9 protein-coding genes are annotated in these 11163 nt (G+C 44.9%); 8 read left to right on the top strand and 1 reads right to left on the bottom strand.

Going from position 1 to position 11163, the window contains the following annotated elements; genetic code table 11:
* Positions 1 to 63: 63 nt before the first annotated feature.
* The 8 genes from VX941_03790 to VX941_03825 all read left to right on the top strand — a co-directional run bounded on the left by VX941_03790 (position 64) and on the right by VX941_03825 (position 8963).
* The gene (locus tag VX941_03790) at positions 64 to 1173 is read left to right on the top strand and encodes a mandelate racemase/muconate lactonizing enzyme family protein (GenBank protein MEE2932527.1); all 1110 of its coding nucleotides are present in this window, start codon (positions 64 to 66) and stop codon (positions 1171 to 1173) included.
* Between the two features lie 446 nt (positions 1174 to 1619).
* A complete protein-coding gene (locus VX941_03795) occupies positions 1620 to 1859 on the top strand; it encodes a hypothetical protein (GenBank protein MEE2932528.1) in 240 nt (79 codons plus the stop codon).
* A gap of 204 nt (positions 1860 to 2063) precedes the next feature.
* Positions 2064 to 3659: a rhodanese-like domain-containing protein gene (locus tag VX941_03800; protein MEE2932529.1), complete on the top strand. Its 1596-nt coding sequence runs from the start codon at positions 2064 to 2066 to the stop codon at positions 3657 to 3659.
* A 227-nt stretch (positions 3660 to 3886) separates the two neighbouring features.
* Positions 3887 to 4723: a TauD/TfdA family dioxygenase gene (locus tag VX941_03805; GenBank protein ID MEE2932530.1), complete on the top strand. Its 837-nt coding sequence runs from the start codon at positions 3887 to 3889 to the stop codon at positions 4721 to 4723.
* A gap of 55 nt (positions 4724 to 4778) precedes the next feature.
* Positions 4779 to 5627 carry a TauD/TfdA family dioxygenase gene (locus VX941_03810; protein ID MEE2932531.1) on the top strand — a complete coding sequence of 283 codons (849 nt, stop codon included), beginning with the start codon at positions 4779 to 4781 and terminating at the stop codon, positions 5625 to 5627.
* A 9-nt stretch (positions 5628 to 5636) separates the two neighbouring features.
* Positions 5637 to 6479 (top strand): TauD/TfdA family dioxygenase, encoded by an 843-nt coding sequence (locus tag VX941_03815; protein ID MEE2932532.1) that lies wholly within the window; start codon positions 5637 to 5639, stop codon positions 6477 to 6479.
* A 305-nt stretch (positions 6480 to 6784) separates the two neighbouring features.
* A complete protein-coding gene (locus tag VX941_03820) occupies positions 6785 to 7675 on the top strand; it encodes an ABC transporter substrate-binding protein (GenBank protein MEE2932533.1) in 891 nt (296 codons plus the stop codon).
* A 31-nt stretch (positions 7676 to 7706) separates the two neighbouring features.
* Positions 7707 to 8963 (top strand): MFS transporter, encoded by a 1257-nt coding sequence (locus VX941_03825; protein ID MEE2932534.1) that lies wholly within the window; start codon positions 7707 to 7709, stop codon positions 8961 to 8963.
* Between the two features lie 132 nt (positions 8964 to 9095).
* Here the strand turns inward: VX941_03825 and VX941_03830 are convergent, their stop codons facing one another.
* Entirely contained in the window at positions 9096 to 11099 is a 2004-nt protein-coding gene (locus tag VX941_03830) for a tripartite tricarboxylate transporter permease (protein MEE2932535.1), read from the bottom strand.
* Positions 11100 to 11163 lie beyond the last annotated feature (64 nt).

An 11163-nucleotide genomic window follows, 5' to 3' on the forward strand; every position in this document is an offset into this window, starting at 1 on the left:
TATGGCTATCGCCTCGACTGCCCAAGATGTTACAAATCTCCATAGAATTAAGGAGGATTTACAATGAAGATTGATAAAGTTGAAGCTATAGCCATAGAAGTGCCATTACCCAAACCTTTTGCTGGAGCCACCTATACCGTACCAACCCGTAATACCATCGTAACTCGCATTTATACTGATGATGGTTTAGTGAGTGAGGTGTACAATGGTGATAATCGGAAGTGTGGTCCAGAAGTGGCAAGAATAGTCATGGAGGATATAGCTCCCTTAATTCTCGGCCTTAACCCCATCTGTCATGAAAAGGTCTGGGAACATGCCTTTAAGATTACTACTCCCCAAGGTGACCGAAAATATTTGATGGAGGCAATTGCTTGCGTGGATACCGCAGTTTGGGATTTGAAAGGCAAAGCACTTGGCTGCAGCGTCAACAAGTTGATGGGAGGATACCGCCAACGGATACCCATCACCGCAACCGGGGGCTACTACCAAGAAGGACGGACGGTTGAAAGTTTCGGGGAGGAGATGCAATGGCTCATAAGTGTGGGAATGGGTGGATGTAAGTTTAAAGTTGGGGGCTTAAGCCCGGAAGAAGATTTTGAACGCGTCGCCTCAGCTCGCGAAGGAGCCGGGCCAAATTTTATTCTCGGCTGTGACGCCAACCAAGGCTGGACTATAGATGAAGCAACCCGTTTTGCCGAACTAGTAGAGCCTTTAGATATTACGTGGTTTGAAGAACCTGTACGATGGCAGGATGATGTTCGTTCTATGGCAGAACTTCGAAAGCGTATCTCCATTCCGATCAATGCCGGCCAAAGTGAAATGACAAGTTGGGGTGTGCGGCGTTTGCTTGATGCGGGTGCCGTAGATATTGTCAACTTTGATATGTCGCATGGCGGAGGACCTACAGAATGGCTTCGCGCAGCAACTATGTGCGGATCAGTTGGAGTAAAGCTTTTGCATCATGAGGAAACCCACCTAGCAGTTCATGCGTTAGCGGCAGTCCCGCATGGTCTATACACAGATTGTTTTCCAGACCCTGAACGCGATCCAATTTGGGATAAAATGATCGTGAACCGGCCTAATATTTGTGATGGCTGGATAGATGTGCCTCAAGGGCCGGGTTTTAACATTGAACTTGATTGGGAAGCCGTGAAAAAATATCGCACCAATTAATCCCCTGAGTAGTTACTGTTGCTCTATTATCCATGGTTTTACCCCATTCGCCAACTTAAACACAGTAGATATATCCCTGCTAATCGGCATAAATCTATTTGGCTTCACGGTTCGTGGCGCTTTCGGGTTTGGCGCAGGGCTTCCCAATGTTTTACTAATGAGTTTGATAGTTCCACCCCACCAGGCGGTAGTCTTACACAGCACGGCAACGTTATTCTCACACCTCCAACTTTTTCCACAGGGAGTGCGAGTTGGTGACTGGCAAATCTCTAAGCACCTTATTTTTGGGTTCTTCTTTGCTACTATCGCAGGTGTTTTGCTATTTTCCTCTTTAAATGAGAACCAACTAAAAGTTTCTATAGGCCTACTCTTATTAATTATAATGCTTGCTAATTTGCAAAACCCTTGATCGACAAAGCGTCCATATTAATCTCAAGAGACTAAGCGTGCTAATTTTCTACGGTGCATTTTCTGGGTTTAGTGGAGCAATCGCAGGCGGTGGAACGGGTTATTTTCTCGCTGCATATCTCAAATGGGCGACTGAAAGCTCAATAAGTTTTCGCGGAACAAACCTTCTAATGGAAATTTTTTACGGCTTATGGAGATTTTTTCTATTAGTGATCGCCGGTTGGGTTGGATGGCATACCTTGCTCAATGCGTTGATATTGGTGCCGCGGTCCTACTAGGCGGCATGCTCGGGCGTTTGTTGTCTCAACGACTTAAAACCGCTACCTTCTACCGTGGCGTTCAATTAATATTGATATTTGCTACAATCTTATTGATGACCAAAAGATTAAAGTTGTTCGAGTAGCTTAACGTCACAGTGCCTTGCCTTTAGGCTTTATCAATGATGCGACGGACGCACTCATCTGGAGAGGGGGGTTAACTAAATGGATTCTCAAATAAACCCTGAAGACCTTAAGAAAATGCTGCATGATGGCGGTGAATTAGCATTACTTGATGTGCGCGAAGATGGGGAGTTTGGCGAAGGTCATATACTCTATGCTAATCCGTGTGCATATTCACATTTAGAGGCGCGCGTCACCAAACGAGTCCCACGTAAAACTACTCGTATTGTATTAGTTGATGGGGGAAACGCCATTGCAGAGAAGGCTTCTACACGTCTCTCAGAGGTCGGTTATTCGAACATAATGATCCTGAATGGAGGCATCTCCAGTTGGGCTGAAGTTGGATACACTCTATTTAAGGGAGTCAATGTGCCATGCAAGGCGTTTGGAGAGATGGTTGAACATTACACCAAGACACCTCACATCTCACCCCAAGAGTTGAAAGACATTCAAGAGGACGGCAAATCCCACGTTGTCCTAGATGGCCGAACCCCGAAAGAATTCAATAGGATGAGCATCCCAGGAGGAATTAGCGTGCCAAACGCTGAACTAATCTACCGCGTTCATGATTTAGCTCCAGACCCAGAAACCACAATTGTAATAAATTGTGCTGGACGCACACGCTCAATTATTGGGGCACAGACACTTATTAACGCTGGAATACCTAATCGAGTTGTTGCACTTAAGGGAGGGACCATGGGATGGACCCTGGCGGGTTTCGATCTTGAAAATGGTGCAACTCGGAAATACGACAGATTATCAGAGGAAGGCAAGAAAACTGCCAAGCAACGTGCTGATAAAATCAAGGAAGATCTTCACATTGAGACAGTTTCCTTTGAGACCTTAAAATGCTGGCAAAGGGACCCCGAGCGGACACTTTTTCTCTTGGATGTTAGAAGTGCGGAGGAATTTGCGGATGGTCATTTACCCGGGTCAACACATGCCCCTGGCGGTCAGTTGGTCCAAGCATGTGATGAATGGATTGCTACTCTCGGCGCCCGCCTCATCCTACTCGATGATGAAAATAATATACGGGCAATTACAGCCGCCCATTGGTTGAAGCAGATGGGATGGGATGTTTGGGTATTAGAGGGCGGCGTACTACCACACGCGATCAACGTGGGATCAGAAACACCTAAATTTTATGGCTCTAAAGAACTAAGTTTCGCGACCATCACCACTGCGGAGCTGGAAAACGACATTGCAAATGGCGAGGCCGTAGTGGTTGATACCGATGTTAGCTGGCTTTACCGTGCAGAACATATCCCTGGTGCCATATGGTGCACACGTGCACGTATTAATAACCTCGTTCCTAAGATGATACCTGGAAAAAAAATTGTCTTATATTCCGAGCATGAAACAAGAGCATGGCTACTCGCCATGGATCTTTCCGAAGTCGTTGAGGAGCCTATCGCGATACTCCGTGGGGGACGTGAGAAATGGCGGAAAGAGGGCCGTGCATTAAATAGCTCCCCTGAAGTGCCATCAAATTCTGAGCAGCTTGACTTCTTGTTTTTCGTTCATGATCGCCATCAGGGAAATGAACAAGCAATGCGCGAGTATCTCGAATGGGAGGAAGGGTTGCCAACGCAGATTATTGAGGACGGCGATGCACGTTACCAGGTGTTTACAAAGTAATGCATATCGTGTCTCGCATGACAAAAACATGTCAAAGAAAAGATTATTCTGGCTTTCATTTGCCGGGCAATCAATAATCTGGCGTCCTTCGAGATGATCTAGACCGAAAAGAATTCATATGGTCGAGTGATTGTGCGAACTTTGGAAAAAGCCACCGGAGAATAACTTGGTAGTTTTCATTCAGTTAGAGCCAAAGGGGTTCGTCCTAAGACACAAAGGATTAAAAAATGGAAATTAGAAAACTTAGTGAATTCGTAGGAGCGGAGATCATCGGCATAGATGCCGGAGTGGCAATTAATAAAGATACTAGAAACAAAATATACAAGACGTGGGTAGACCACTCCGTATTGTTACTGCGCAACCAAAATATCTCTCCACAAGAATTTGTTCTTTTCGGCAAACAATTTGGGGTCCCCATAATCCAAACACTGAGCGATATGAACATTCAAGGCTGTCCTGAACTCGCCTACATATCTAGCGAAGACCGTGATATTCACGGGTCAGGAAAACGAATTATCCGAGGAACCAGCTGGCATACGGATCACTCTTATGCAGAGGTCCCACCAAAAGCAACCATATTACTAGGCATAGACATCCCAGATAAAGGTGGAGACACCGAATTTACTTCATCAACCGCAGCTTTTGAAGCACTCAGTCCGGAAGAACGTACAAACCTCGAAAATAAATTCTCAACACATGCCTACCAAAGCAGTCGTAGCCCAAGACCAATGGCTGTTCGAGCCGCTAAAGACGAAAAGCGGTATCCTGGTGATGTGACACACCCACTTGTCAGAACTAACCCTGACACGGGCCGCAGGTCAATTTACGTTAATACCGTGCGAACAGAGTGCATTCTAAACATGGACAGAGAAAAGAGTGATGCGTTGCTTGACAAGTTATATGCCCATCTCGATCAAGAAAAATTCCAATACCGCCACAAATGGAAACCTGGAGACATTATTATTTGGGATAATCGAAGTGTTCTCCATAAAGCAAATGGTGATTACGAGGGTAAACGATTTCTTTATAGGATGATGATTGAGGGCGAAAAGCCGGTACTCTAAAAAAGAATAATGTGGAAGAGAGCTCAATCAAGTCGAAGGCTGAGGGAGAGAAAGAATGACATTTGAAATATATAAGCTTTCGAAAAACTTGGGCGCCGAGGTGAAAGGTCTTGATTTGCAGGACACTTTGAGTCCCTCAATTAAAACCAAATTAAATGATGCATTCGTCGAAAACAATATTCTGGTCTTTCGTAATCAGAGGCTTAACGCGAAACAATTTCTTGCAGCCGCTAAACAGCTTGGGCAGCCGACAATCCAAAAGCTCTCGCAATATAAAGTACCTGGCTGCCCAATGGTATCCTACGTGTCAAATCAAGAAAAAACTGATGCGGGAAACCCAAAATTACTAGGTAAAGAATGGCATACAGATCATTCCTTTCAACCTGAACCACCGAAAGCCACATTACTTCATGGAGTTAAACTTCCAAAACGGGGTGGAGATACCTGGTTTGCGAATATGAGACACGCTTATGACACGTTACCGGACAAACTTAAAGATCGTATCAACGGACTAGAGGCAATACATGCCTATCGGGAGAGCCGGAATATAATGACAAAAAATGAACGCAATGCGGAAACACTAACGGATGCTGAGGAACGAAATTTAAACATAGTACATCCAGTTGTGCGAACCCACGATATAAATGGATCCAAGTCGATCTACCTTAACCCCCTTCGAATAAAACGCTTTATAGGAATGGATCCCGATGAGAGTTCTGAGCTATTGGAACGCTTGATACACCACTCCACCAAAGAAAATCTTGTTTATGCTCATAGATGGCAACAAGGAGATGTGATCATCTGGGATAATCGTCAGACCATGCACCGCGTTGATCATAATTACGATTTATGCGAGGAACGCCTTATGCATCGAATCATTCTCAAGGGTATAAAGCCAGAGTGAGGTAAGAACATGAAGATTAAAATTAACAAACTTACAAATACTATTGGTGCAGAGGTCATAGGTCTCGACCTAACTCAAGCCGTCGGGGCGGGGACCAAAGAAATGCTCAATAAGGCTCTTGCCGAAAATCTAGTTTTAGTTTTTCGCAACCAGACCCTTAGCCGACCTCAGTTTAGAGATGCGGTTCTACTTTTTGGTAAAGCCAAATATCAACTGTTGCAACAGTATTTATATGAAGACACCCCTGAAATAGGTGTTGTTACTAATCGCGATCGAGACGAAGCGGGTGATGGGAAAGTTCTGATCCGTGGACACACGTGGCATACTGATCACTCAAATGACGAGATTCCAGCAAAGGCTACCGCCCTTTATGGTGTATCTCTCCCTGCCCATGGCGGGGATACCATGTTTTGTAACTGTCAAGCTGCCTATGAGTGTTTACCTGAGGACGTAAAATCTTTAATTGACCCACTTAAAGCAATCCATACCTATAACAGCCGTTTCGCGCCCAGAAAACTTCCAAAACGTACTAAAGAAGAAGAGGCCCGCTCACCAGATGTTGCTCACCCTGTCGCGCGAACACACCCAGAAACCGGCAAAAAAGCAATTTATGTCAATCCTATACGTATCGAAAAATTTGAAGGAATGGAAATTGGAGAGAGCCAGACCTTACTGAAAAAGCTTATAAAGTTTGCGAGCCAGGAAAAGTTCATTTATCGACACAAGTGGGTCTTGGGCGACATGGTTATTTGGGACAATCGCCAAACGATGCACCAAGCAACCAAGGATTATGACATGTCACAATTCCGAAAACTCTATCGCATGATGGTCGAGGGCGACCGCCCTGTTTAATATCTTCGCAGCCTATAGTAGGACCGTGGGGTGGTTCTATTATGCCTCCAAATAAATGTTAGCTGCATGGTTAATCTTATACGCTATATACCTTGCAAGTATTGGCGGGCCTTGCAAATTAACTCAGAATAGTTTGTCTCATTAATCCCATGCCGACAAATGAAAGGCTAGGCTTTGGCAAATAAGTATCGCATCGGTCTGTGGTTTGTATCTTTATAAAAATTACACGTATCTGCTTTGAGAAATATAGCGACTTTCTGTGAGAACCCTTAGATGGGGGTATATAAGGTTTTTGGGAGAATACGGTGAAAAAAATTAATATAGGGTTCAGTCGGTATTCAGCATTTTATAGCCCTCTAATAGCAACAATTACGGGCGGTTTTTTAAGGGAAGAAGGTTTAGAGCCCGAATATCATATTGCGAATGCACGCAAGTCGGTATTTGATATGATTGCCGATGGAACCGTCGAAGTAACACAATCGGCAGTTTCCGCAAGTTGGGCTCCGCTCGAGAAGGGCGAAATGTCACCGGTGCGGCATTTTGCGCAAATAAATATTAAGGATGGATTTTTCATCGTTGCCAAAGAGCCGGACCCTAGTTTTACATGGGATAAACTCAACGGGAAAAAAGTAATTGTGGACCATGGTGCACAGCCTATGGCGATGTTTCGCTTTGCCTGTCACCTGTCGAAGTTAAACTTTGACTCCATCGAAGCAATCGACTTGGGAAATACGGATACAATGGAAGCTGGCTTTCGTGCTGGCAGAGCAGATTACGCACATTTTCAAGGTCCTACGCCACAACAACTAGAAGCCGAAGATGTGGGATATGTGGTTGCCTCTGTTGGTGAAGTAATTGGCCCCGTTGCCTTCTCTAGCTTGGCAGCATTACCGGAGTGGTTTTCTACTGATGAAGCTAAGTCTTTCATGATCGCCTATCGTAAAGCCCGCAGCTATTGTATAGAAACACCTGCTGAAGATATTGCACGCATGGAGAATGACTGTTTCAATGGAATAAGCCAAACGGCACTAATCGATTGTCTCAAGGCCTATAAAGGTCTCGGGAATTGGCATCCATCAGTGGAAATATCATCAGAATCATATGAGCGCGCCTTAGATGTTTTTTCTTATTGCGGTCTGATCACTAAAAGACACCCCTTTGATCAAGTAGCGGTTTTGCCGCCAGACATTAAATAGGGATGTCGGGGCCAATGTATCATTGAGCAAAATGAAATTAAAAAGCGCTGATGCCGACCAAGCTGGTTGGAGGTTACCTCTAGTTGTTTTTGTTCTGGCTCACCTCGTAGGCACAGTTCATTCAACTACTGTCACTGTAATGGTACCTGTAATTAAAACTTACTATCAAGCCCCATACACCGCCATTGCAGCACTTATAACATGGTACAGTATTGGGCAAGCAGTATCCTCAATTCCCAACGGCAATATGATTGATCGTATTGGAGTACGAAATGGCCTTCTCGTTGGCTTTGCGATTTTATTCTCAGCGGCGGTTTTAGTTTCATTTGCGGAGAATATTTTTGTGGCTTACATCTCCCTTTTTATGATGGGCTGGGGGTATTCCGCCATTAATCCTGCTACAACTAAAGGTGTTTTTTTGTGTTTCCCCGCAAATCGTCGGGCTACAGCAATGGGAATTAAGCAAACCGGCGTGCCGCTAGGCGGCATCATGGCCGGTTTACTCGGTGGCCTAGCAGTGTCTCATAGTGTTGAGGCATCCGGTTGGAACCTGCATTGGCAGACTGTAATGCTTATTATTTCTGCCTTAACGTTTGTTGGCGTCGGACTTTGTCTTCTATTACCTCCATCTCTGAACAAAACCGAAGACGTAGAAGAACAGCAAAGCGTATTTGGTGAACTCAAAGTACTTGCATCAGATCGACAGTTTAATCGGTATGTTCTATCCACAATGGCGTTCAATTTCGGCCAATATAATTTCTTTACTTTCCTAACGGCGTTTCTCACGAAAGTACTGAGCTTTGGTCAAGAGGCTGCCGGAGTCATCTACAGCGGTGTCCAGGCCGTGAGCGCTTTCGCGCGACCTTTCTGGGGGTTTGCGAGTGATTTTTTCTTGCAAAGCCGGAAAAAGGCCCTCTGCCTAGTGATATGCTCCCTCTCGGTAATATGTTTTTCTGCATGCTCCCTAATTTCTTATGCAGGTGCGCCAGCTTGGTTTGGCATATGCATATCAGTTATTCTTGGGGCCACGATTGCCTCCTATCCTCCTCTGATACAAGCCATGACAGTGGAGGCAGTCGAACCCAAAAGGATAGGATCAGCGCTTGGCTACACACATATGAGTATGCACACAGGTGCATGTATAGGGCCTCTAGCTATGGGGGCTGCCCTTGACCTCTTCAATTATAGTGTAGGTTATGGTCTCACAGCCATAGTGGTTCTAACTGGAGTTTTAATGTTGGGTTTCGGATTTCGAGAAAGATTGGCTCATCACGACAAAAAAATATGACAAATATCTGAGCATATTTAATTTTTGCCACATGAATACATCTATGAAAAACCACATCCACGATCAACGGCGTAACCTAAACAGCTAATCTGGAAAAAATACCCTTAAAAAAACTCAGGTGGTAGAAATAAATTAGCCACGCCACAGCCTATCAAGGCCAATATTTACGAAATTTTGGAGAAATCCTTTTGGATATTCTAGGGTCAAATAATACGCGAGGACACCCAAGAAAACCGTAAATGATAACGCACAAATCAAGGCTCCCAAGTGAGTCCGCTCAGCCTTCAACTTAGTGAATAGGTATATATAAATTGCAACCCCAATCTCAAATCCGAACACAGCACACAAAGCAAGCATGCCAACAAGCCAAAGCAGATGATATTCGTTCGTTCGTTTATCTTCGTGATCACCGAAATCTTCAAGTTCCGAGTCATAGAAATGTGTTGCTGGCTTTTTACCGAAGGCTATTTGTAAGCCCAGAGGAAGCAGCAATGCCAATGCTAAAACAGTTACAAATTGAGGATAAAAACGCGTTAAATCCTCTTTATATAAGCTATTTACGAACATCATCACGACCCACGCCACCAAAACACCATAAAAAACTAACTGTGGCGCTTTATTTTTGTGGGTATACGGACCGTCTTCAGCAAGATTTACCGGGCGAGGCTTATATCTGATGCAGGCTAGTACCGAGAGCAGTATCAGGATGACCATAACAATCACGATTGGTCGTTCGAAGAAGGAAAACCCGTAGACGGTATATGTCTCGTAAACACCCTGCTCGACCTGCTTAGATAAAACAAACCCAATCAGCAAAGCAGGGCGCGGCCAACCAAAACGCTTCATGTAAACGCCAAGGGTGCCTACAATAAATAACATCAGAAGATCACCCCAATGACGGGTTGCCTGAAACGCAGCAAAATAAATTAATCCCATCATGAATGGCGCGATTAAGGAATAACGAATAGTCGTCAATAATGCGATCTGGTTTGCAAAAAACACACAAAAGCCAGCACCAAAAACGTTAGCGAGCGCTACGGACCAGATCATTACATACACTAGATCAAGCTGCTCCGTTACCATTTCTACACCAGGCTCAATGCCTATCAGAACGAAACCACCTATCAAGATGGCCATGCTCCCAGAGCCTGGAATGCCAAATAACAGTGTTGGCACCAACGCTCCACCTTCTTTAGCGTTATTTGCTGACTCTGGTGCAATCACGCCACGGACATCGCCAGTGCCGTAATCGTCTTTACGGTCGGTTGTTTGTATAGCATGACCATACGCAATCCAATCGACTACCGAACCGCCTAAACCCGGCATTGCTCCAACTATGCAACCAATTACACAGCAACGAGTTGAGAGCCACCAATTTTGTGCCCAATCTTTGACACCCTGCACCCATCCACCTTGTGCCCTCAGGTCACCTGACTTCGAGATAGTTTGGCTTCGGCGTAATAAATCGATTATCTCGGGCATTGCGAACATGCCGAGACCAACGATTACCAACTTCACATTATCGAGAAAATACCCAGTATCAAGATCAAGAAAATCAAGTCGAAGCTCTGCCGTCATGGGTGCCGGACCTATAATTTTTACCATAAAACCCATCACGCATGCGAAAAGCCCTTTCCAAGCATTGTCACCTGTGAGCATACCAATCATGGTGAGCGCCAAAACAATTAGCATCAATTGTTCCGAAAATCCCATCGCTAGAATCAAGGGTATGGCATAAAAAACAGCCACCGATAATACCAATGCTCCGAAAATACCACCATACATCGACGATACAAAAGCCGCCGAAAGGGCGCGTGCCGCCTCGCCCTTTTTTGACATAGGGAAACCATCCATAACGGTAGCCTGTGAACTTGAGGTGCCTGGTATGCCCATCAACACAGACGGAAATGTATCTGAGGTTGCGGTAACAGATTGAAGGCCTATCATCATTGCTAGCGCGATAGATGGATCAGCCCCAAAAAGAAATGGTAGAATAAGCGACAAACCAGCAACACCACCAAGACCTGGCAGTATGCCAACTACAAGCCCGAGGAAAACCCCACCGCAAAGAGCAAGTAAATGCCCCAGAGTAAATAACCTAGCAAACGCTGTAATTACGGCTTCTTCGATGGACATTCCGGGACACCTTTTTTACGTTGTCGAACCACGTTCAAATTTATGCGCTTTTATAGCAAGAGTC

It is taken from the genome of Pseudomonadota bacterium, assembly GCA_036339585.1.
Taxonomy (GTDB): domain Bacteria; phylum Pseudomonadota; class Alphaproteobacteria; order UBA8366; family UBA8366; genus UBA8366.

Bases quoted from the DNA above. Each gene is read 5' to 3' on its own strand.
- VX941_03790 (MEE2932527.1), top strand. From the start codon at position 64: ATGAAGATTGATAAAGTTGAAGCTATAGCCATAGAAGTGCCATTACCC.
- VX941_03800 (MEE2932529.1), top strand. From the start codon at position 2,064: ATGGATTCTCAAATAAACCCTGAAGACCTTAAGAAAATGCTGCATGAT.
- VX941_03805 (MEE2932530.1), top strand. From the start codon at position 3,887: ATGGAAATTAGAAAACTTAGTGAATTCGTAGGAGCGGAGATCATCGGC.
- VX941_03810 (MEE2932531.1), top strand. From the start codon at position 4,779: ATGACATTTGAAATATATAAGCTTTCGAAAAACTTGGGCGCCGAGGTG.
- VX941_03815 (MEE2932532.1), top strand. From the start codon at position 5,637: ATGAAGATTAAAATTAACAAACTTACAAATACTATTGGTGCAGAGGTC.
- VX941_03825 (MEE2932534.1), top strand. From the start codon at position 7,707: ATGAAATTAAAAAGCGCTGATGCCGACCAAGCTGGTTGGAGGTTACCT.
- VX941_03830 (MEE2932535.1), bottom strand. From the start codon at position 11,099: ATGTCCATCGAAGAAGCCGTAATTACAGCGTTTGCTAGGTTATTTACT.